Origin of the sequence: Pseudoneobacillus rhizosphaerae, assembly GCF_917563885.1 — a bacterium.
Lineage (GTDB): Bacteria > Bacillota > Bacilli > Bacillales > Cytobacillaceae > Pseudoneobacillus > Pseudoneobacillus rhizosphaerae.
Genome location: NZ_CAKJTG010000002.1, coordinates 142,750 through 166,736, shown reverse-complemented (window position 1 = coordinate 166,736; position 23,987 = coordinate 142,750). Strand labels below are relative to the sequence as shown.

General features: G+C 41.7%; 18 protein-coding genes. 15 read left to right on the top strand and 3 right to left on the bottom strand.

What is annotated here, in order from left to right; translation table 11 throughout:
• Positions 1–142: 142 nt before the first annotated feature.
• Positions 143–2,206 carry a transglycosylase domain-containing protein gene (locus LRP83_RS02030; RefSeq protein WP_230494996.1) on the bottom strand — a complete coding sequence of 688 codons (2,064 nt, stop codon included), beginning with the start codon at positions 2,204–2,206 and terminating at the stop codon, positions 143–145.
• 208 nt (positions 2,207–2,414) lie between these two features.
• On the opposite strand from LRP83_RS02030, the gene speE reads away from it, so the two are divergent.
• From speE to LRP83_RS02005, 5 genes are all read left to right on the top strand, one after another.
• Positions 2,415–3,242: a spermidine synthase gene (speE, locus tag LRP83_RS02025; protein WP_230494995.1), complete on the top strand. Its 828-nt coding sequence runs from the start codon at positions 2,415–2,417 to the stop codon at positions 3,240–3,242.
• 88 nt (positions 3,243–3,330) lie between these two features.
• Positions 3,331–4,203 carry an agmatinase gene (gene speB, locus LRP83_RS02020; RefSeq protein WP_230494994.1) on the top strand — a complete coding sequence of 291 codons (873 nt, stop codon included), beginning with the start codon at positions 3,331–3,333 and terminating at the stop codon, positions 4,201–4,203.
• A gap of 115 nt (positions 4,204–4,318) precedes the next feature.
• Positions 4,319–4,774, top strand: a complete 456-nt coding sequence (locus LRP83_RS02015; protein ID WP_230494993.1) for a YwiB family protein — start codon at positions 4,319–4,321, stop codon at positions 4,772–4,774.
• Positions 4,761–6,431, top strand: a complete 1,671-nt coding sequence (gene argS, locus LRP83_RS02010; RefSeq protein WP_230494992.1) for an arginine--tRNA ligase — start codon at positions 4,761–4,763, stop codon at positions 6,429–6,431. The genes LRP83_RS02015 and argS overlap by 14 nt, the downstream gene beginning before the upstream one ends.
• A gap of 271 nt (positions 6,432–6,702) precedes the next feature.
• Positions 6,703–6,882 carry an H-type small acid-soluble spore protein gene (locus LRP83_RS02005; RefSeq protein ID WP_230494991.1) on the top strand — a complete coding sequence of 60 codons (180 nt, stop codon included), beginning with the start codon at positions 6,703–6,705 and terminating at the stop codon, positions 6,880–6,882.
• 115 nt (positions 6,883–6,997) lie between these two features.
• On the opposite strand, the gene uvsE is transcribed toward LRP83_RS02005, so the two are convergent.
• Positions 6,998–7,954 (bottom strand): UV DNA damage repair endonuclease UvsE, encoded by a 957-nt coding sequence (uvsE, locus tag LRP83_RS02000; protein WP_230494990.1) that lies wholly within the window; start codon positions 7,952–7,954, stop codon positions 6,998–7,000.
• Positions 7,955–8,137: 183 nt separating this feature from the next.
• The gene (cls, locus tag LRP83_RS01995) at positions 8,138–9,340 is read right to left on the bottom strand and encodes a cardiolipin synthase (RefSeq protein ID WP_230494989.1); all 1,203 of its coding nucleotides are present in this window, start codon (positions 9,338–9,340) and stop codon (positions 8,138–8,140) included.
• 236 nt (positions 9,341–9,576) lie between these two features.
• On the opposite strand from cls, the gene LRP83_RS01990 reads away from it, so the two are divergent.
• From LRP83_RS01990 to pyrG, 10 genes are all read left to right on the top strand, one after another.
• Complete coding sequence (locus LRP83_RS01990; RefSeq protein WP_230494988.1) at positions 9,577–11,688, top strand: 4Fe-4S dicluster domain-containing protein; 2,112 nt, start codon at positions 9,577–9,579, stop codon at positions 11,686–11,688.
• 354 nt (positions 11,689–12,042) lie between these two features.
• Entirely contained in the window at positions 12,043–13,230 is a 1,188-nt protein-coding gene (locus LRP83_RS01985) for an acetyl-CoA C-acetyltransferase (RefSeq protein WP_230494987.1), read from the top strand.
• 95 nt (positions 13,231–13,325) lie between these two features.
• A complete protein-coding gene (locus tag LRP83_RS01980; RefSeq protein WP_230494986.1) occupies positions 13,326–14,177 on the top strand; it encodes a 3-hydroxybutyryl-CoA dehydrogenase in 852 nt (283 codons plus the stop codon).
• 33 nt (positions 14,178–14,210) lie between these two features.
• Positions 14,211–15,341 carry an acyl-CoA dehydrogenase gene (locus LRP83_RS01975; protein ID WP_230494985.1) on the top strand — a complete coding sequence of 377 codons (1,131 nt, stop codon included), beginning with the start codon at positions 14,211–14,213 and terminating at the stop codon, positions 15,339–15,341.
• Positions 15,342–15,465: 124 nt separating this feature from the next.
• Complete coding sequence (locus tag LRP83_RS01970; RefSeq protein WP_230494984.1) at positions 15,466–16,605, top strand: acyl-CoA dehydrogenase; 1,140 nt, start codon at positions 15,466–15,468, stop codon at positions 16,603–16,605.
• 109 nt (positions 16,606–16,714) lie between these two features.
• Positions 16,715–17,335 carry a TetR/AcrR family transcriptional regulator gene (locus LRP83_RS01965; RefSeq protein ID WP_230494983.1) on the top strand — a complete coding sequence of 207 codons (621 nt, stop codon included), beginning with the start codon at positions 16,715–16,717 and terminating at the stop codon, positions 17,333–17,335.
• Positions 17,336–17,751: 416 nt separating this feature from the next.
• Positions 17,752–21,012 (top strand): fused isobutyryl-CoA mutase/GTPase IcmF, encoded by a 3,261-nt coding sequence (icmF, locus tag LRP83_RS01960; RefSeq protein ID WP_230494982.1) that lies wholly within the window; start codon positions 17,752–17,754, stop codon positions 21,010–21,012.
• Between the two features lie 204 nt (positions 21,013–21,216).
• Positions 21,217–21,378 carry a hypothetical protein gene (locus LRP83_RS01955; protein ID WP_230494981.1) on the top strand — a complete coding sequence of 54 codons (162 nt, stop codon included), beginning with the start codon at positions 21,217–21,219 and terminating at the stop codon, positions 21,376–21,378.
• A 157-nt stretch (positions 21,379–21,535) separates the two neighbouring features.
• Positions 21,536–22,126 (top strand): DNA-directed RNA polymerase subunit delta, encoded by a 591-nt coding sequence (gene rpoE / locus LRP83_RS01950; RefSeq protein ID WP_435531316.1) that lies wholly within the window; start codon positions 21,536–21,538, stop codon positions 22,124–22,126.
• 254 nt (positions 22,127–22,380) lie between these two features.
• Positions 22,381–23,982, top strand: coding sequence for a CTP synthase (gene pyrG / locus LRP83_RS01945; protein ID WP_230494979.1), 1,602 nt, complete (start codon positions 22,381–22,383; stop codon positions 23,980–23,982).
• Positions 23,983–23,987: the final 5 nt, after the last annotated feature.

Genomic DNA, 23,987 nt, shown 5'->3' with positions numbered 1-23,987 from the left:
TTTTCTAGAAAAATATAAGTACTTGATGATTTCATTAAAAAAAAGTAAACTTAAAGCAGCATGGACTAAAATAAGTACATGTAGAACTAGGACACGAAAAGTCTCGGGAGTAGACACCCGAGGCTTTTCATTTTGTCTATTATCAAAATCCCCATAGTTTTTTATACCATGGTTTTTTCTTTTCTTTTTCCTTTGGTTTTTCTTTAATGATTGTATGATTTAGATGGTCTGTGCAATATTCAGTTGGCTCTGTACCTGTGACAAAATAGGTAAAGCGCTTGACTGGACAATCGGGAGAAGCAAGCTTTCCATTTGCCGGATTCAGATATACGCCTACGACACCTTCTTTAGGACGTTTAAAATTTTTAATGGGCTCGTCCTTTAGAGCGCCTTCCATAAATCTAAGCCAAATATTTTTGGCATACATTTTTTCCACTGTTCGTTCAATTGGTTTGCCCACATCATAGCCAGTCCAAACAGCTGAGACCAATTGAGGGGAAAACCCAACCATCCAGCTATCAGAATCAGTAGATCCCGATTTGCCAGCGTATGGTCTTGTCATATGATTAATTAATGTATTTCCTGTCACGCTTGTATAACCATTTAGTTTAGGGTCAAAGATGCCGCTTAGCATATTCGTCATGACAAACGCTTGTTTTGGATCAAGAACGGTTTCATTTTCGGTTTCATGCTTATAAATGACATCACCTTTATAGTTTTCGACGCGAGTAATGAAGACTGGCTCGACTTTTTTTCCACCATTAGCAAAATGGCTATAGGCATTCGCGATTTCAAGCACGCGAACTCCTGATGTTCCAAGGGCTAAGGATGGTACTTTAGCCATTTTGGATTGGATGCCAAAGCGTTTGACCGTGTCGACAAGCACTTCTTCGCCTAGAAAAAGATGTGTTTTAACGGCAATCACATTGTCCGAAACGGCTAGCGCTTGTGCGAGGGTAATTTCCTCGTTCGCATACAGACTGTTAAAGTTATGTGGCGAATAATCTGGTCGCTCATCCTGAAATTTAAAGGTAGTTGGCTCACTGCGCATCATGGTTGAAGGGGTAAACCCTTGTTCAAGTGCTGCATAATATAAAAGCGGCTTAATAGTTGAACCTGGATGACGAACCGCTTGAATGGATCGATTGAACGGACTTTTATCATAATCTCTGCCACCGACCATGGCTTTGACATGTCCATTTTTCGGATTCATCGCCACAAGTCCAACTTCAATTTCGGATTCTTTAGAAATCAACATAGCGACAGTCTCTTCGGCCACCTTCTGTTGCTCAGTATCGAGAGTGGTATAAACCTTTAAACCACCGAGTTCAATGGTGCGATCATCAATATTTAATTGGTTTTTTAAGGCGTTCCGAACCGCATCCTGATAATAAGGGGCGATTTCTTTTCTGGCATGTGGATATTTTCCAATAAATTTGAGTGGTTCTAATGCTGCTTTATTTGCCGTTTTTTTATCTATCATATCCTGTTCAACCATCATATTTAAGATGATTTTTTGACGTTGCTTCGCTTTTTCAATCGAAGCAAAAGGGGAATAAATGCTTGGACCCTTTGGAACGCCAGCTAATAATGTGGATTCTGCTAAGGTAAGTTGGTCTGCATCTTTTCCAAAAAAGTATTGGCTGGCTGCTTGAATACCGTAAGCACCGTGGCCATAATAGATTGTATTTAAATAACCTTCAAGTATTTCTTCCTTTGTGTAATTCATTTCGAGACGCATCGTGTAGAAGGCCTCCATTAATTTACGGCTCCATGTTTTATCATGAACAAGGTAGAGGTTCCGTGCGAATTGCTGGGTGATAGTACTAGCCCCTTGAACCTTCGCCAATGCCTTAATGTCAGCGAGAACGGCACCAGCAATCCGTTTATAATCAAACCCATTATGGTCATAAAATTTTCGGTCCTCAATTGCGACAGTGGCTTCCATTACAGGTTTTGCGATTTTGTCAGATGGAATCCAGTAGCGTTTTTGGCCATTATTACTTTCCCCAATGATGTTTCCATCAGCGGAATAGTAAAGGGTTGATTGAGGTATGGCAAGCGGTGGTGGCCCTAGTATTTTGGCGTAAATTAAGACACCTGCGATAAATAGAAACGCCAAAGTCAAACCAATCATACTGATAAAAAATAAGGCCCGCAAAACTTTAAGCGTCCTTCTAAACCGAGTATCCGTCATTAACTCCATAACATACCACCTCCATAGTAATAGTATGAAATATTTGGCAGAGTTTTAAACATTTACCGCACGAGAAAAATTTTTCTTGCATTTTCGTTGTGTTCCTTTATACTTTTCTTCGTGTTTGTATTTTTACAATTAGGGAAATATTATTGAAGATGGTTAAAATTCAATTAACAATAAAATTGCTTTTTTATTAGGAAAGGAAGAGGGAAAAATGAGCATTTGGTTTACAGAAAAACAGACAGAAAACTTTGGTATCACGATGAAAGTGAACCGTACTTTACATACAGAGCAAACTGATTTTCAAAAGTTAGATATGGTGGAAACAGCAGAATGGGGTAATATGCTTCTATTAGATGACATGGTTATGACATCTGAAGTCGATGAGTTTGTCTATCATGAAATGGTTGCACATATTCCTTTATTTACGCATCCAAATCCTGAAAATGTATTAGTTGTTGGTGGTGGAGACGGTGGCGTTATCCGTGAAGTGTTAAAGCACCCTAGCGTGAAAAAGGCGACTTTAGTAGATATCGACGGAAAAGTAATCGAGTACTCTAAAAAATTCTTACCTTCCATCGCTGGAATGCTAGACGATCCGCGTGTAGATGTACAAGTGGATGACGGCTTCATGCACATCGCTAATAGCGAAAATGAGTATGACGTAATTATGGTTGATTCTACTGAGCCTGTTGGACCAGCGGTTAACCTATTTACAAAAGGCTTTTATGCTGGAATCGCGAAAGCGTTAAAAGAAGATGGAATTTTCGTTGCGCAATCGGACAACCCTTGGTTCAAAGCGGATTTAATTCGTCAGGTTCAAAAGGATGTTAAAGAAATCTTCAATATTACGAAGCTTTATATTGCCAACATTCCAACGTATCCAAGTGGCATGTGGGCATTCACATTAGGTTCTAAAAAGCATGACCCGCTTCAAGTAAGCGAAGAGCGTTTCCATGAAATTGATACTAAGTACTATACAAAAGAGCTTCACAATGCAGCTTTTGTTTTACCGAAGTTTGTGAAGGATTTAGTGGAGTAATTAATTGGTTAGAAAATAAAGGGAGTCACTTTTTGATAAAAGTGGCTCCGCTTTTCGTAAATAAATACATAAAAGTGAGGGAATTTACATGCGTTTTGATGAAGCCTACTCAGGTAATGTTTTTATAAAAAGCTTTCCAAACTATGAAGAAAGCCAAGCGGTTCTTTACGGAATGCCAATGGATTGGACAGTGAGCTACCGTCCTGGTTCACGTTTCGGCCCTGCTAGAATTCGTGAGGTATCGATTGGTCTTGAAGAGTACAGCGCGTACTTAGATCGTGAGCTAGAAGAAGTGAAATATTTTGATGCTGGCGATATTCCATTACCATTCGGAAATCCACAAAAGAGCATCGATATGATTGAAGATTATGTAGATAAAATTCTAGCAGATGGCAAGTTTCCACTTGGAATGGGTGGGGAGCATTTAGTTTCTTGGCCTGTTATGAAAGCTGTTTATAAAAAATACCCTAATTTAGCGATTATCCATATGGACGCTCATACCGATCTTCGTGAAAACTACGAAGGCGAGCCGTTATCACATTCTACTCCAATTCGTAAAATCGCGGAGTTAATTGGACCTAGCAATGTATATTCATTTGGGATTCGTTCTGGAATGAAGGAAGAATTTGAGTGGGCTAAAAAGGTCGGCATGCACATTTCTAAATTTGATGTCCACCAACCATTAAAAGAAATTCTACCGACATTAGCAGGGCGTCCTGTGTATGTAACAATTGATATCGACGTATTAGACCCAGCACATGCACCTGGAACAGGTACAGTGGATGCGGGTGGAATTACCTCAAGAGAGTTATTGGCTTCTATTCATGAAATTGCCAAGTCAGACGTAAACGTAGTCGGAGCTGACCTAGTAGAAGTCGCACCAATCTACGACAACTCCGAACAAACAGCCAACACAGCAAGCAAACTCATCCGTGAAATGATCCTTGGCTGGGTAAAATAATAAATTGCTTTAACGCTTTAATGTACCCGGGGACAGTCCCCGGGTGCGTTAATACGTTAAAGGGATGGGGGACAGTCCCCATGTGCTTTAATGTGGTGAAGGGTGTGGTTTTTGGATGGGGCGTGTGGTGGCACTTGAGATGCCGGTTAAGGTTGTGGTGCGGACGACGATTTCGCAGGGGGATGAGTCGGAAGTTTTTGAGTTGGTGACTTTTGGTCGCTTTTTTCATAAGGGGAGTGCTTTTTATCTTTTTTATGAGGAAGAGCTGGATGTGGGGAAAATCAAGACTTCTGTTAAGTTTTCTGATGAAGATGCAGTCATTATCCGCAGCGGTGCGGTGAATATGCGTCTTGCTTTTCATCTAAATCATCAAATGAAGGGTCATTACGAAACACCTTATGGTACGATGGATACGATGACAGATACGAAGAACCTAACCCATCAGCAAACGAGTGGCAAAGAGGGGAAGCTCAATCTTCTATATGACTTTAGACTTCAAGAGGACCATGCTGGTACATACCAATTAGAAATTAGCTATAAGAAGGAGGGAACCGCAAATGAACATAGTTGAGCAAGTCCAAAATAAATTAAAGCAAGAAATCAAGGACGCCGTTATAAAAGCACAGCTTGCCACAGAGGACCAAATTCCTGATGTGATTTTGGAAACTCCGAAGGATAAGTCGCATGGCGATTATTCGACGAATATGGCGATGCAGCTTGCACGCGTGGCGAAAAAGGCCCCGAGAATGGTGGCAGAAGCACTAATTGAACACTTCGATGTTACGAAAGCATCAATTGAAAAGTTGGAAATCGCGGGTCCTGGCTTTATTAATTTTTATATGAATAACCGTTATTTAACGGATCTGATTCCGGCTGTATTAGAAGCAGGCGAGAAGTACGGCGAAACAACAGTTGGAGAAGACCAAAAAATCCAAGTCGAGTTCGTGTCGGCGAATCCAACTGGTGACCTTCATTTAGGACATGCTCGTGGGGCAGCGGTCGGGGATTCTCTATGCAATGTTCTAGCCAAAGCGGGCTATGATGTGAGCCGTGAATATTACATAAATGATGCGGGAAACCAGATTAACAACCTAGCTCGCTCTGTTGAAGCGCGTTATTTTCAAGCATTAGGCCTTGATCGTGAAATGCCGGAGGACGGCTACCACGGTGAAGACATCATTGGTATTGGGAAAAAGCTCGCAGAAGAATTCGGTAAAAAGTATGTGGAAGTGGATGAGCAGGAGCGTTTCGACTTTTTCCGTGAATACGGATTAAAGTATGAAATGGCAAAACTGAAGCAAGACTTAGAGGATTTCCGAGTGGGCTTTGATGTGTGGTACTCTGAAACATCTCTTTATCAGAATGGAAAAATTGAAACGGCCCTTGCGGCTCTAAAAGAAAATGGCCATATTTTCGAAGAGGGTGGAGCAACTTGGTTCCGTTCTACTGAGCTTGGTGATGATAAAGATCGTGTTTTAATTAAAAATGATGGCTCATTCACGTATTTGCTGCCGGATGTTGCCTACCATAAGGACAAGCTAGAGCGCGGTTTTGAAAAGCTGATCAACATTTGGGGTGCGGACCATCATGGCTACATTCCACGTATGAAAGCAGCCATCCAGGCGTTAGGTTATGAGCGTGATGCGTTAGAGGTTGAAATCATCCAGCTTGTTCATTTGTATAAAGATGGCGAGAAAATGAAGATGAGTAAGCGGACAGGTAAGGCTGTCACGATGCGCGATTTAGTGGATGAGGTGGGGCTTGATGCGGTTCGTTACTTCTTTGCAATGAGAAGTGCGGATACACATATGGACTTTGACCTTGATTTGGCTGTTTCACAATCGAATGAAAATCCGGTATTTTATGCTCAGTATGCCCATGCGCGGATTTGTAGCATTTTGCGTTCAGGAGAAGAGCAAGGGTATACATTCGAGCAGCAAGCTGATTTCTCCATGATCGAAACGGAAAAGGAAATCGATGTCTTGAAAAAGCTTGGCGAATTCCCACTAGCGGTTGGTGAAGCGGCTGTGAAGCGGATGCCACATCGAATTACTAATTATATTTTTGAATTAGCAACGGCTTTCCATAGCTTCTATAATGCCGATAAAGTATTGGATGCAGAAAATCCTGAGCGTACGAAGGCACGCCTGAGGCTCATTAAGGCTGTACAAATTACCTTAAAGAATGCATTAGCCTTAATCGGAGTTTCAGCACCGGAAAAGATGTAATTTTGGTCCCCTTTTTAAGGGGATTTTTCTTTTTTAAGGCTCTTTTCGTAAATCTTGTTGCTAATCATATAAAAAATAAGCGAATAAAACAAAGATTCTTGCACACTAAACTTAAAAAACAGACGAAAAGATGCCACGAAACCTTATTGAGTACGGGTGAAACATTGTTTCGAAAAAACCACAATTTTTGCGAAAATAGCTTTTTAAGATAGGCATAAAGTTCCACTAAAAACAAATAATAGGTTATGAAGTTTTTTAGGAGGAATGAAGGATGAATGTCGGTCGCGCAAAGGAAATTCTTGAGTCGATGGACATGGTGAATGTGACGTACGATGGTACGCCTGTGATCATTCAAAATGTCGATGAAAAAACAAAAATGGCTAGAATTTATTCGAGAGTAAAGCCTGATGATGAGCTTGATGTACCTGTGTTGAACTTAATTGAGGAATAAAAAAATGGATGGTGCCAGTAAAGGTACCATCCTTATTTTTATTCACAAAAGAAAACCCGATTTTCTAAAGGTTGACGAGGAATAAGGGAGAAAAGTGCTCCTTTTTTGGCACCTTCTATTTAATTTCGACTGTTCCACCACTAATACGCTTCACTCCGCGAATCTTACTAATATCAGCAATCAATTGGAGCATGGCCATGTCCTTCTTTTTTGCTTCAATCATAAAATCAACATCCACCTTTAATTCCTTAAGAGCTCCAATTAACGGCATCAGAAATTCGACATCAACAAAATCGGCATGGGACCTGAACGCCTTTTCCGATTTAGGGGAGGACACATGGATTTTTGGCGGAAGGCTAGTTTTTTCCCAGGTAGCAACTGTTCTTGAAAGAATTTCCGGTAACAATAATTCTCCAAGGTTGGCCATATGATGATGGTAATCAAAGACGAATCGGATGGATTCCTTTTCACAGGCTAGTAGCGTTTCATCGGCATTATAGGTTTTATCGTCATTTTCTAGGGTCATGACTTCTTTAATTGGAGCGGGAAGCTTTTTTAAATTTTGATGAAAACGTTGAATTGTTTCCACTTTATCTCCATAAGCTCCGCCTATATGGATGTTCAAGGCTGAGTTTTCTTCTGCACCCATCGCTTCAAGCATCCGATAGTGATACTCCATATCAATAACCGCATTATCGGTTATTTTATCTTTAGGAGAAGTGAACAATGTAAATTGATTGGGGTGAAAGCTTACCCGTAAATGATTCCCGCGAATAATGTCCCCAAGCTCCTGCCATTCTTTTTGAAAGGGTGTAACAAAGTCCCACATCACTTCAGGATGGGTCGCAAGGGGAACAATTGAGCTGGACAATCGATACAATTCGATTTCATGGGCGATATTGTATAAAAGCATTCGGCGAGTGCTTTTTATATTTTCAGCGGTCAGCTCTAGTAGTTTTGCTGATTGCTCCTTCTTACTTAATTGCTGATAACGGGTAAAAGTGATTGTTCTTGAAGGTGAAGCCTCCCAAAGACTGATGGCAGTAGAAACATAGCCAAATCGGATTTTCATCGGTATGCTCCTTCTTTATAAGGTTGTTTTCGCTAAGATTGTTGTTTTTCAAACTAAGTTTAAACCCGTATTTATTAAGGCTTCGGGGCATCTTTTCGTCATTGTCTTAAGAATTTATGTGCTGTATTTTTGTTTTGTTTGTTTTTTCAGTAGCAATAGCAACAAAGTTTACGAAAAGAGCCTTTATTTAAAATTCGAAAAAATCGATGCAAGCTTTTCTTTCGTGCTGCGCCAGAGATTCGGTTTCGTTAGCTCTTCTAATGAGAGAAGCTTAGAGTCCTTTATATCCTTTTCTATCGTTTCTTTTGCGAGTTGGATAAAATTTTTATCGTACATATAACAGTTGATTTCATAGTTCAAAAAGAAGCTCCGTTTATCAAAATTGGCGGTTCCAATATCACAAACTCGGTCATCAATCAAGAGTGTTTTAGCATGGTAAAATCCTTTACTAAATTGATAAACTTGCACCTTTTCCTTTAATAACCTTCGAAGGTAAGGGAAGGATGCTTCTTGAACGAGTATATGATCGGCATTTTTGGGTACTAGTATTTTGATGGCTACACCTCTTTTTATAGCCTTGAGTAAAGCATGAAAGATTTTCGGACTCGGAATAAAGTAGGGGGTGCCAATCATAATGGTTTCCTTCGCTGAAGAAATCAGATTCAAAAACGTATTTTCCTGTATGGTTGCTTCAGCTGGAATAATTTCATGCTCTATTGGACCAGGTTCCGTTTCAGGAAAATAAGCTTTATTTTGAAGTAGATTGATTTTCGTATTTTTATGCCAATTCGTTAATAACTCTTTTTGAAGGTCTATAATCCCCTCACCCTTAATTTTTAGCTGATAATCCCGCCACGGACTAAGCTTTTCATCCTTATTGACGTATTCCTTACCAATATTATAGCCACCAATATAACCAACTTTCCCATCGATAACGGTCGTTTTTCGATGATTTCGGACTTGGGAGGTGTAAAACAGAAAAGGAAGTCTTGGCACTTGAGAGAAGGTGAACTGCCCGCCAGCTTCTTTTAACTTTTTAATTATTTTTCGGTCGACACTAAAGCTGCCTAGCCAATCAAGCATTAAGCGAACCTCAACACCTTCTTTTGCTTTTTGCATGAGAATATTGAAAAATTCCTTACTAAAAGAGTCATTTTTTGCAATATAAAAAAGGATATGAATGTGCTTCCTTGCCCTTTTTAGTTCATCAAAATAATCCTTAAACAATAGTTCTCCATCCGTGAAAATTTCTATGTGACTATGCCGTTTTGGAGCATGTGGGGGGTAGAGTGTTTTCAGATGATTTCGTCTGCCAAGGTGATAGTCTAAAGTCAGCCATAGCAGGATAAGAAATAGTATTCCAAACAAGCCAAATGTGAAATTCAAAAGAATCTGCTCCTCCATGGTTGAATTTTTAAGATAACAACAGTATTCCCGCATTCTAACAAAAATATTGAAAATAAATGGTTGACTGAATGCTCATTCACCATATAATTATAAGTAGGTGTATTATTCAGAAGATTTAATTGGTTGGAAATTTTTTGACCAATTCAGAAAAGTGGAAGTGGCTAGCACGCTTGCGCTAGACACAAGAATATTCAACTGGGGGAGGAGATTTTAGCATGTTACTTTGGGTAAACATCATTGCGTTCTTATTTGTAACCGCTTACGCACTGAGCTTATTTGTTTACGTTGTGAAAACAAGATTCGAATTTATAAGGCTTGGTAAAAAAGTAGAATTTGATAATCGTGTAAAAGAAAGACTCGAGAAAGTATGGGTCAATGTTTTTGGTCAGAAAAAGCTACTTAAAGATAAAAAAAGTGGAATCATTCACGTTATGTTTTTTTATGGCTTTATCCTCGTTCAATTTGGTGCGATTGATTTTATTTGGAAAGGGCTGAAGCCGGGGTCACATTTGCCTTTAGGTCCGTTGTATTCAGGCTTTACGTTTTTTCAAGAAATCGTTACGTTAATGATTTTGGTGGCAGTTGTTTGGGCCTTCCACCGTCGTTATATGGAAAAATTAGTCCGCTTGAAGCGCGGATTTAAAAATGGGTTAGTGCTGTTATTTATCGGAGGCTTAATGCTTTCGGTGTTAGTTGGTAATGGAATGGGAATCATTTGGCATGGTCATGAAGGAACTTGGACAGAGCCGATTGCCTCACTGATAGCTGGGGCGTTTGGTGGCATTGGTGAAACTGCTTCTGTGGTGATTTTTTATATAGCATGGTGGATTCATTTGTTATTCCTACTAGCGTTTTTAGTCTACGTGCCACAATCAAAGCATGCTCACTTAATAGCTGGGCCAGTGAATGTTTATTTTAATCGTTTGGAAAATCCAGGGAAACTAAAGAAAATCGACTTCGAAGATGAAACTCAAGAAACCTTTGGCGTTGGAAAAATTGAAGACTTTACTCAGCATCAATTGATTGATTTATATGCATGTGTAGAGTGTGGACGTTGTACGAATATGTGTCCAGCAACAGGAACGGGAAAAATGCTTTCGCCAATGGATTTAATTGTGAAGTTGCGTGATCACTTAACGAATCATGGGGCAGCTATAACGCAAAAGCAGCCATGGGTTCCGACGTTTGCTTTTAGCGGTACAAAAGGGAATCAAATTGCGTTAGCGGCAGCGGGTGCTGGAGCGCAGGAATCAGCGGCTGGGTTAGCGTATAGCCCGAGCTTAATTGGCGAAGTCATTACCGAAGAGGAAATTTGGGCTTGTACGACTTGCCGTAACTGTGAGGACCAATGTCCAGTTATGAATGAGCATGTTGATAAAATTATTGACCTGCGCCGTTATTTAGTTTTAACAGAAGGAAAAATGGATGCAGATGCGCAGCGTGCGATGACGAATATTGAGCGTCAAGGAAATCCTTGGGGCCTAAATCGTAAAGAACGCGAAAACTGGCGTGAGGAACGTCCAGACGTGACAGTGAAGACTGTGAAGGAAATGAAAAAAGCTGGCGAAGAGTTTGAGTACCTATTCTGGGTTGGTTCAATGGGGTCTTACGACAACCGCAGCCAAAAAATCGCGTTATCATTCGCGAAGCTGATGAATGAAGCAGGCGTGACGTTTGCAATTTTAGGAAACAAAGAAAAGAACTCAGGCGATACACCACGTCGTTTAGGAAACGAATTCTTATTCCAAGAATTAGCGACGAAAAATATCGAAGAGTTTGTCGATGCAGGGGTGACGAAAATCGTCACGATTGACCCGCATGCTTATAATATCTTCAAAAATGAATATCCTGACTTTGGCTTAACCGCTGAGGTTTATCATCATACGGAAATACTTTATGAGCTAGTGAGAGATGGAAAGTTAAAACCTCAATATGAGGTGAATGAAACGATAACATTCCATGATTCTTGCTACTTAGGACGCTACAACGACGTTTACGATCCGCCACGCGAAATATTGAAGGCCATTCCGGGTGTGAAGCTTGTTGAAATGGAACGTAACCGTGAAACGGGTATGTGCTGTGGCGCCGGTGGTGGACTAATGTGGATGGAGGAAGAAACAGGCAACCGCATTAACGTCACCAGAACCGAACAGGCAATCGCCGTGAATCCATCCATCATCAGCTCAGGCTGTCCATACTGCCTAACGATGCTATCAGACGGAACGAAAGCAAAAGAAGTCGAAGAAAAAATCAGCACCTACGACGTAGCCGAAATCCTAGAAAAAGCAATAATCGGCAATGAAGAAAAAGAAACTTTAGTACATTAAAGCACCGGGGGACAGTCCCCGGTTGCGTTAATACGTTAATGTGTTGGGGGACTGTCCCCCAGTGCTTTAATGGGGTAAAGGGACGAACATAAATCAAGGGGGATTCTGAATTCTCTTTTTCTTACCTATCATCTTGAGCGAGCGTTCAGTCGCTTGTACCTACATCTTAGACACTTCATAACGAATTCTTCAATCCGTAATTTGCGTTAGGCGATTAAATTGGAAAAGTCGGCGATTAAATCAATGTTTTAGGCGATTAAAACCATCAAATCGGCGATTAAACGTGACATTTAGGCGATTAAACCGAAATCATACACTTAAAAACGTGCAAAAACAAATAAAGGAGAGGTTCAAATGGGGAAAACCGTTATTATTGCAGGGGCAAGAACACCTTTTGGTAAGTTTGGCGGAGGATTAAGCCATTTAACAGCATCTGAATTGGGCGGAATTGCCGTTAAGGAAGCGCTGCAAAGAGCTGGCGTTCAACACGAACAAGTTGATGAGCTTATTTTAGGCTCCGTGCTTCAAGGCGGCCAAGGACAAATTCCATCTCGTCAAGCAGCGCGTCATGCTGAGCTACCATGGAGTGTTAAAACGGAAACCATCAATAAAGTTTGTGCTTCCGGGATGCGCAGTGTAACGCTTGCTGATCAAATCATCCGTGCTGGTGACGAAGAAGTCATCGTGGCAGGTGGAATGGAATCGATGAGCAATGCGCCGTATTTTATGCAAAAGGCTCGCTTCGGACTTCGCATGGGGGATGCAGTGGTGAAGGACTTAATGCTTCACGATGGATTAAGCTGCTGTTTTACAGGTGTGCATATGGGAACGTACGGCAATGGAACCGCTGCAGAATTAGAATTATCTCGCGAACAACAGGATCAATGGGCGTTTAGAAGCCATGAGAAAGCGATTGCAGCGATCGAGGGTGGGATTTTTGCAGAAGAGATTATCCCAGTTACCGTTCCTCAAAAACGTGGGGAGCCAATCGTTATCGGACATGATGAATCACCTCGTAAAGACACTTCCTATGAAAAGTTAGCTAAATTAGCACCGGTATTTGGTTCTGAAGGGACCATTACAGCTGGCAATGCCCCTGGAATTAACGACGGTGCGGCAGCTTTAGTATTGATGAGTGAGGACCGTGCAAAACAGGAAGGTAAAGAACCATTTGCTTACATTATCGGTCATGCAGAAATTGGGATTGCGGCAAAGGATTTTCCGAAGACCCCTGGTTTAGTAATAAATGAACTCTTAAAAAAGACAGGGAAAACGGTGGAGGAAGTAGATTTATTTGAAATTAATGAAGCCTTCGCAGCCGTGACGTTAGCAAGTGAAAAAATTGCTGGCTTGGACCCTGAGAAAATCAACGTTAACGGTGGAGCGATTGCATTAGGTCATCCAATTGGAGCAAGTGGAGCAAGAATTATCTTAACGCTAATGTATGAATTAAAACGACGTGGCGGCGGAATCGGCGTAGCAGCCATCTGCAGCGGTGGCGGCCAAGGCGACGCCATTATGATCGAAGTACCAAAGCAATAAAAGAAAATTCCCTTTAACACGTTAAAGCAGTGGGGGATAGTCCCCCATCCAAGTAGAGCGTTAATTAGCTAAAGTATTTTAGGAGGGTTTATAGAATGATTATCCAAAAGGTTATGGTGATTGGGGCTGGGCAGATGGGTTCTGGGATTGCTCAGGTTTGTGCGCAGGCGGGTTATGAGGTTGTTTTGAATGATTTGAAGGATGAGTTTGTGGATAGAGGATTACATGTCATCAGAAAAAACCTTTCTCGCCAAGTGGAGAAGGAACGGATGACGGTGGAAGAAATGAATACGGTGTTGGATCGCTTAACAGCTTCAACGGAGTTAACAGATGCGAAGGATGTTGATTTAGTCATTGAAGCAGCAATTGAAAACATGGAGATTAAAGCCAAGTTATTTGCTCAATTAGATGAAATCGCACCACGCGAAGCAATTTTAGCATCAAACACTTCATCATTGCCGATTACGGAAATTGCGGCTGCAACGAAGCGTCCAGAGAAGGTAATTGGCATGCATTTCATGAATCCAGTTCCAGTGATGAAGCTAGTCGAAATCATCCGCGGATTAGCAACATCTGATGAAGTTTACCAGGCTATTGAAGATATGACGAAAACATTGAAAAAGGTTCCAGTAGAGGTGAACGATTTCCCTGGATTTGTCTCCAACCGCATTTTAATGCCGATGATCAATGAGGCGATTTATACCCTTTATGAAGGTGTTGCAACAAAAGAGGCGATTGATGATGTCATGAAGCTTGGAATGAACCATCCTATGGGTCCACTTACATTAGCTGATTTTATCGGTTTAGATACGTGTTTATATATTATGGAAACGCTTCATGAAGGCTTCGGAGATACAAAATACCGTCCGTGTCCACTTTTAAGAAAGTACGTAAAAGCAGGTTGGTTAGGGAAGAAAACGGGCCGCGGATTCTATCAATACAGCTAAGATACTCACAAACTAAAGAAGGAGGTTTTTGATATGGATCTCCGTTTTACGGAAGAACAAGAAATGATGCGTAAGATGGTCCGTGATTTTGCGACAGCTGAAATTGCCCCTTTTGTTGAAAAAATGGAGCAGGGAGAGTTCCCAAGAGCAATTTTAAAAAAGATGGGTGAGCTCGGCTTAATGGGTATTCCTGTACCTGAGGAACTTGGCGGATCTGAAATGGATTTCATGTCTTACATTATTGCGATAAATGAGCTTTCTAGAGTAAGTGCAACAGTTGGGGTCATTTTATCCGTCCATACATCAGTAGGAACGAATCCAATACTTTACTTCGGTACAGAAGAACAGAAGAGAAGGTTTGTTCCGAAGTTAGCGAGTGGTGAATATTTAGGTGCCTTTTGCTTAACTGAGCCGGGTGCAGGTTCTGATGCAGGGAGTTTAAAAACAAAAGCTGTTCGTAAAGGTGATGAATACGTACTGAACGGGTCAAAGGTGTTCATTACAAACGGTGGCGAAGCAGATGTGTACATTGTGTTTGCCTCTACAAACCCGGAAGCAGGAACAAAGGGCATTTCTTGCTTTATCGTTGAAAAAGGGACTCCAGGACTTGTCATCGGAAAAGATGAAAAGAAAATGGGGCTTCATGGCTCAAGAACAGTCCAATTAACCTTTGAGGATATGAAAGTGCCAGCTGCTAATTTGCTAGGAGCTGAGGGTGAAGGATTTAAAATTGCGATGGCGAATTTAGAGGTTGGTCGAATTGGGATTGCCGCCCAAGCACTAGGTATTGCTGAAGCGGCATTAGAAGCGGCTGCAGGTTATGCGCGAGAGCGTGTGCAATTTGGCAAGCCGATAGCTGCCCAACAAGGGATTTCCTTTAAGCTTGCAGATATGGCTACAAGTGTAGAAGCTGCTAGATTGCTAGTTTATCGGGCAGCCGAGCTACGAATGAAAGGCTTAAAATGTGGAAAAGAAGCATCGATGGCAAAGCTTTTTGCTTCCCACACAGCAGTCGAAGTGACAACCGAAGCAATCCAAGTATTCGGCGGCTACGGCTACACTGAAGACTACCCAGTAGAACGCTACTTCCGCGATGCGAAAGTAACCGAAATCTACGAAGGAACAAGCGAGATTCAAAGAATTGTAATTAGTAAGCAGTTATAAGGATTTTATAGCTAGTAACGAATTGAAATGGATGGGTGCAGTGAACTGGTGCTATAGCGCTTTAAAGCGCCGGGGGACTGTCCCCCATCCCTTTAAAGTGATAAAGAATGAGGGGGATTTTAATATGATGTTTCAATTGACGGAAGAGCATGAAATGATTCGTAAGATGGTGCGTGATTTTGCACGAAATGAGGTGGCTCCTACTGCTGGAGAGCGTGATGAAGAGGAACGCTTTGATCGTGAGATTTTTGATAAGATGGCGGAGCTTGGTTTAACAGGGATTCCTTGGCCAGAAGAATACGGTGGAATTGGTAGCGATTATTTAGCCTATTGTATCGCTGTTGAAGAGCTTTCACGTGTTTGTGCTTCCACTGGGGTAACGCTTTCTGCGCACACATCTTTAGCAGGTTGGCCGATTTTCAAATTTGGAAATGAAGAGCAAAAGCAAAAATACCTACGTCCGATGGCGGAAGGCTCTAAAATCGGTGGTTACGGTTTAACGGAGCCAGGAAGTGGTTCTGATGCAGGTGGTATGAGAACGTCGGCACGTCTTGAGGGAGACCATTACGTATTGAATGGCTCGAAAATTTTTATCACAAACGGTGGGATTGCGGATATCTATGTTGTATTTGCGCTAACAGACCCAACTTCCAAACAAAAGGGCACAACAGCCTTCATTATTGAAGCGGATATGCCAGGCTTCTCGGTAGGGAAAAAAGAGAAAAAGCTAGGCATTCGTTCATCACCAACAACGGAAATTATTTTTGAAGATTGCAAGGTTCCGGTTGCCAACCGTCTTGGCGAAGAGGGCGAAGGCTTTAAAATTGCGATGATGACGCTGGATGGCGGACGTAATGGGATTGCGGCTCAAGCTGTTGGAATTGCACAAGGAGCATTAGACGCAGCGGTTGATTATGCAAAAGAGCGTGTTCAATTCGGTAAGCCAATCGCAGCACAACAGGGAATTTCTTTTAAACTTGCAGATATGGCAACGGGCGTTGAAGCGGCAAGACTATTAACTTACCAAGCAGCATGGCGCGAATCTGTCGGCCTTCCATATGGTAAGGAATCAGCCATGTCTAAGCTATTTGCTGGTGATACGGCAATGAAGGTGACAACAGAAGCGGTTCAGGTTTTCGGTGGCTATGGCTATACGAAGGACTATCCGGTTGAGCGTATGATGCGTGATGCAAAAATCACTCAAATTTACGAGGGAACGCAAGAGATTCAACGTTTAGTTATTGGACGTATGTTGACGAAGTAAGGGAAGTTGTTTTCGAGCTTGCTAGAAAAAACCTTACGGAATGATGGGGGTCAGTCTACTTCAGTGGTCTGGCCCTTGATTAAAGGGGATGACAAAGGCGGTCGAAAAAATGAAAAAACGAGAAGTACAGGCGTCGGTGAAGGATGAACGTTTAGTCAGAAAACGTCGGACTGAAATGATCAAAGGGGCAGTAAATCTCTTTATCGAAAAAGGTTTCCATCGCACCACGACTCGCGAAATTGCCAAAGCCTCAGGGTTTAGCATCGGTACACTTTATGAATATATTCGGACGAAAGAGGATGTCCTCTACCTCGTTTGTGATAGTATCTATGACCAAGTTCGCGAAAGACTCCAAAGTGATCTTGATAATAATACAGGCACGATTGAAAGCCTAAAACTCGCCATCAGTCACTATTTTCGAGTGGTGGATGAGATGCAGGATGAGGTTCTAGTTATGTATCAAGAGGTTAAGTCATTGTCGAAGGACGCTCTGCCTTATGTGCTTAGAAAAGAGTTAGAAATGGTTGCGATGTTTGAAACCGTGATTAAAAGATGTGTTGAAAACAAGGAACTTGAGTTATCTGAAAAACAAATCAAAATGATTGCCCACAATATTTTTGTCCAAGGACAAATGTGGGGATTCCGCCGCTGGGCACTTCATAAGCTGTATACACTTGATGAGTATATTGAGTTGCAAACAGATTTGTTATTGGTTGGGATTAGGAAGTAGGGGGCGAGAGGGTCCACGCGTGCCCGGAATTGCCGAAAAGGGGTGAGGACGCGTACGCAAGAAACTCTCGCGAACGCGAAACCAGTCCAAAAGGGTGAGGACGTGTACGCAAGAAGCTCTCGCGAACGCGAAACCAGTCCAAAAGGTTGAAGACGCGTACGCAAGAAGCTCTCGCGAACGCGAAACCAGTCCAAAAGGTTGAAGACGCGTACGCGAAACCAGTCCAAAAGGGTGAAAACGTGTACGCAAGAAGCTCTCGCGAACGCGAAACCAGTCCAAAAGGGTGAAGATGCGTACGCAAGAAGCTCTCGCGAACGCGAAACCAGTCCAGAGGGGTGAGGACGCGTACGCAAGAAACTCTCACGTGCCTAAAAGCATAGCATTTTACAAAAAAAACAAGGGGGATGAGAATAAAAATGAATACGACTACAGTTTACAAGCCGAAGCACCACATTCGTTTTGTGACGGCTTCTAGTCTTTTCGATGGGCATGATGCTTCGATTAATATTATGCGCCGAATTCTACAGGCAAGCGGTGCGGAAGTGATTCATCTTGGGCATAATCGCTCGGTTGAGGAAGTAGTGAATGCGGCAATTCAAGAGGACGTTCAAGGGATTGCGATTTCTTCCTACCAAGGCGGACATGTCGAATATTTCAAATATATGTATGACCTTCTAAAAGAACGCGGCGCTAACCATATCCGCATTTATGGCGGCGGCGGTGGCGTCATCATTCCAAAGGAAATCAAGGAGCTTCACGAGTACGGGATTGCGCGGATTTTTTCACCAGAAGATGGGCGTCAGCACGGGCTTCAAGGCATGATCGATATGATGATCAAGGATTGCGATTTCGCGACAATCACTCCTGAAACAGTGCCGAGTGAATTGAGCAGTCTTTCAACAAATGATGTTAACACTATTGCAAAATTAATTACGTTGGCAGAGCACCAAGTAGATCGTGACCATGAGGCGGCAGCAGCGGTTGAATCGGTTATGGAAAAAGTGAAGTCACTGACGAACCAAGTCCCGGTTGTTGGAATCACCGGTACAGGTGGAGCTGGAAAAAGCTCGTTAACGGATGAGCTGATTCGACGTTTTATTAATGAAATTCCTGATAAAAAGGTAGCCATTTTATCCGTGGATCCGACGAAACAAAAAACGGGCGGAGCGTTACTTGGTGACCGTATCCGTATGAACGCAATCTTTAACCCGCGCGTGTACATGAGAAGCTTGGCGACACGTAACTCAAGAAGTGAGCTTTCTCTTGCTATTAAGGATGCAATTAGTGTTGTGAAGGCGGCGGGCTTCGATTTAATCGTTGTTGAAACGAGCGGTATCGGTCAAGGAGACGCTGAGATAACAGAAATTTGTGATGTGTCACTTTACGTGATGACAAGCGAATTCGGTGCACCATCTCAGCTTGAAAAAATCGATATGCTTGATTTTGCTGACTTAATTGTCATTAATAAATTTGAACGAAAAGGCTCTGAGGATGCTCAGCGTCAGGTTCAAAAGCAATATCAGCGTTCACGTATGCTTTTTGAGAAAGAATTCTCAGAAATGCCAGTGTACGGAACGATTGCAAGTCAATTTAATGATCCGGGAACGAACTCCCTATTCGCAGCATTAATTGATACGATCAACGCGAAATCCAACACAGACTGGACGACTACTTTTGCTAAAAATGCACGCGTTGAAAAACAAAATGTCATCATTCCGAATGACCGTCGTTATTACTTGAGAGAAATTTCAGATACGGTTCGTACGTATCATAAAAAAGCAGAAGAGCAAGTTGGTTTTGCGCGCAAGCTGTTCCAATTAGAGGGAGCCATTAATGCGGTAAAAGATCAGCCAGAAATCGCTGCAGCTCTTGAAAAAATTAAAGTAGAAACGCAAAGCAAATTAACCGCTGAAACGGCAAAAATTTTACAAGGCTGGGAAAAAACAAAAGCGGCTTATGCGGCAGATCAATTTGTCACACGCATTCGTGATAAAGAAATCATCACAGCGTTAAAATCAAAGAGCTTGTCTGGTCTAGATATTCCAAAGGTGGCTCTTCCAAAATACAAGGATTATGGCGAAATCATCCGTTGGGTATACGCTGAAAACGTCCCAGGTGAATTCCCGTATACAGCAGGGGTGTTCCCGTTCAAGCGTGAGGGAGAAGATCCAAAGCGTCAGTTTGCTGGGGAAGGAACTCCGGAGCGTACAAATCGTCGTTTCCATTACCTGTCGAAGGATGATTCAGCAAAACGTTTAAGTACAGCGTTTGATTCGGTTACTTTATATGGGGAGGACCCCGATTATCGCCCGGATATTTATGGGAAAGTCGGCGAAAGTGGGGTCAGCATTTGTACGTTAGATGATATGAAAAAGCTATATGCTGGCTTTGATTTATGTCACCCATCGACGTCAGTGTCGATGACGATTAATGGACCAGCGCCAATCATTTTAGCGATGTTCATGAATACAGCGATTGAGCAGCAGGTTGAAAAGAAAGAAGCAGAGCTTGGCCGCGTATTAACGTTTGAAGAGTTTATGGAAGTTAAGGCATTTACTCTGAAGACAGTTCGCGGAACCGTTCAAGCGGATATTTTAAAAGAAGACCAAGGACAAAATACGTGTATTTTCTCTACGGAATTTGCATTGCGGATGATGGGAGATATTCAGCAGTATTTCATTGACCAACAAGTTCGTAATTATTATTCGGTTTCGATTTCGGGTTATCATATCGCAGAAGCAGGTGCAAATCCGATTTCACAATTAGCGTTCACGTTAGCAAATGGGTTCACGTATGTGGAATATTACTTAAGCCGTGGCATGAATATTGATGACTTTGCACCAAATTTATCATTCTTCTTCTCGAACGGTTTAGACCCGGAATATACGGTTATCGGCCGTGTCGCTCGTCGTATTTGGGCAACAGTTATGCGTAATAAGTACGGTGCGAACGATCGCAGTCAGAAGCTGAAGTATCATATTCAAACTTCAGGGCGTTCACTACATGCCCAGGAAATTGATTTCAACGATATTCGTACGACGTTACAGGCGTTAATGGCGTTGCAGGATAACTGTAATTCACTGCATACAAATGCGTATGATGAAGCGATAACCACTCCAACGGAGGAATCCGTTCGCCGTGCGATGGCGATTCAGATGATCATTACGAAGGAGCATGGGTTAACGAAGAATGAAAACCCTCTTCAAGGCTCTTTCATTGTCGAGGAGTTAACGGATTTAGTAGAGGAAATGGTGTTGCAGGAGTTTGAACGTATGGATGATCGTGGTGGCGTCCTTGGTTCAATGGAAACACAATACCAACGCGGGAAAATTCAAGATGAATCCATGCATTATGAAATGAAAAAGCATACAGGTGAACTTCCAATCATTGGCGTAAATACGTATTTGAATCCAAATCCTCCATCTGAAGAAGATATTGATTCAATGGAAATCGCTAGAGCCACAAAGGAAGAAAAAGAACTACAAATCAACAACTTACGCGAATTCCAAGCGCGTAATCAAGAACAAACAGCCGAAGCCCTAAAGCGTTTAAAAACAGCAGCCATCAGTGGAGGCAACATCTTCGCTGAACTAATGGAAACCGTAAAAGTAGCCAGCCTCGGCCAAATCACCCGAGCCCTATACGAAGTCGGCGGCCAGTATAGAAGGAACATGTAAATAGTTTAATACATTAAAGCAGTGGGGGACAGTCCCTCACTGCTTTAACACATTAAAGCACATGGGGACTGTCCCCCAGCCCTTTAAAGCGGTAAAGTGAGTGTTTTTTGTCGAGTGAAAATTTTGGGAGAGTTATTTAATTTGGTTGGATATCTATTATAATCATAGGTAGATATGTAAATTTGACGAGCTAGGGTGCAGCTTATGAAGAGGATAATAGGGCGGATTTTATTATTTGCGGCGATAATAGTATCTGTTGGAGGAATGAATTTCCTCTATCAAAAACAACTAGGTTCAATCTCCTTTTTAATTTTATCGATTGTTTTTTTTATTCTAGGTTTTAGATTGTTGAAGAAACGGCAATAAATGATGATATGTCGATTTTTTCAGTTTTTAAAAATAGCAAATTAGTTATGAAAAGAGCTTCAGTTAAAACTAGCATAAACCGGAAGAATTTGTTTATAATGAAGAGTATGAATCTAAGGGGTTTATTTATTCATGCCCATAGAGTTTTAGAAAGGAAGTGCGGATATTGTCTTTGGCTCAATTCACTAAACAAGAACTAGTTGATATGTCTCTAGTTGATATGGCTTATGCCATCATTGAAAGTAATAACAAGCAAACAGTGGCATTTACAGAAATAATGGATATTATTGTTGCAGCTACTGGGAAATCCCAAAGTGAAGTTAGAGCGAAAATTGCTCAATTTTATACAGATATGAATATAGATGGTCGCTTCCTTTGCATGGGGGACAACCGCTGGGGGTTACGCAGCTGGTACCCAGTTGAGCAAGCAGAAGAAGATACAATTACGCAAATTAAGCCTAAGAAGGCAAAGAAGAAAAAGCTTAAAGATGAAGACGATGATTATGAAGATGACGATCTAGATTACGATGATCTGGATGAATTCGAAGACGATGATCTTCTTGATGATGAAGAAGAAATCTTCGATGAAATTGATGAAGATGAAGATCTTCTCGAAGACGATGAAGAGCTAATTGATGAAGACGAAGAACTTATTGATGAAATCGATGTAGTCGATGATGAGCTTGTTGACGATGAGGAAGAAGAGGAAGATGACCTAACTTTAGATGAAGAGGATGACGACCTGTAAAGGTAATATTCTGATTATTTAAATGGGTCTAAGTGTGAAAAACTACCCTTGACTTTTGAAATCATGGAATGTAGAATCTTTTTTGGGCTCCTTTTAAAAGGAACGGCAAACAAACAGTAATAAACGCTCCCATTCATTTAAAAATGGGGGCGTTTTTTTATTTTTTCAATACCCCTTTCATAGAAGGTTGAAAAAACGTAAACCTTAAGACTAAGCAAAAGTATGTGCATATAAAAAAGAGGGGGATAAACACGATGACAAAGTATCTGTTCGTAACAGGCGGTGTAGTTTCATCATTAGGTAAAGGAATTACAGCCGCATCACTAGGGAGATTATTAAAGAATCGCGGTTTAAAAGTGACGATTCAAAAATTAGACCCTTATATTAACGTCGACCCAGGGACAATGAGTCCTTACCAACATGGAGAAGTATTTGTGACTGATGATGGCGCAGAAACGGATCTAGACTTAGGTCACTATGAACGTTTTATTGATATTAATTTAAATAAGTTTAGCAATGTGACGACAGGTAAAATCTACTCGACAGTTTTGAAAAAAGAAAGACGTGGGGATTATCTAGGGGCAACCGTACAGGTTATTCCGCACATTACGAATGAAATTAAAGAAAAAGTATTCCGTGCAGGGCGTGAAACACATGCTGATGTCGTCATTACTGAAATTGGTGGAACAGTTGGGGACATCGAGTCACTTCCATTTTTAGAAGCGATTCGTCAGATCAAGAGTGATGTGGGTCGTGACAATGTGATGTATGTTCATTGCTCGCTCATCCCGTATTTAAAAGCGGCTGGGGAAATGAAAACAAAGCCAACACAGCATAGTGTAAAAGAATTACGCAGCCTAGGGATTCAGCCAGATGTGATTGTCGTGCGTACGGAAATGCCAGTTTCACAGGATATGAAGGATAAGCTTGCCCTATTCTGTGATATCCCTGCGAATGCGGTCATCGAGTGCCCAGATGCAGATACATTATATGCAATCCCATTGATTCTACAAGAACAGAATTTCGATCAAATTGTGTGTGACCATTTAAAATTAAACACGAAACCAGCTGATATGACAGCGTGGGTAGCATTGCTTGATAAAGTGAGAAATCTGTCTAATAAAACAACTATCGCGCTTGTCGGAAAGTATGTGGAATTACAGGATGCCTACATTTCTGTTGTTGAAGCATTAAAGCATGCGGGCTTTGCTTTTGATGCTGATATTGACATCAAATGGATTAATGCAGAAGAAGTGAATGAAGAAAACGTTCAAGAGCTTTTGTCTGATGTCGACGGAATCCTTGTCCCAGGTGGCTTTGGTGACCGGGGAGTGGAAGGTAAAATTTTAGCAACGCAATTTGCACGTGAACAAAAGGTTCCTTTCTTAGGTATTTGTTTAGGAATGCAATTAGCTACAGTGGAATATGCTCGTAATGTGCTAGGTCTTAAAGGTGCACACTCTGCTGAACTTGATCCAAATACACCGTACCCAATCATTGACCTTTTACCAGAACAAAAGGACATCGAGGACCTTGGTGGGACGCTTCGCCTTGGATTACAGCCTTGTAAGATTGAAGAAGGTACAAAGGTTTATGCGGCTTACGAAGATGAAGTAATCTATGAGCGTCATCGTCATCGTTATGAGTTCAACAATGAATACCGTCAAGCGATGGAGGAAAAAGGCTTTATCTTCTCTGGGACAAGTCCTGATGGCCGTTTAGTCGAAACGATTGAGCTTCATGATCATCCATGGTTTGTGGCATCACAATTCCATCCAGAGTTCACGTCAAGACCAAATCGTCCGCAGCCATTGTTCCGTGATTTTGTCGAAGCTTCGTTAAAAGAAAGAAAATAATTTTT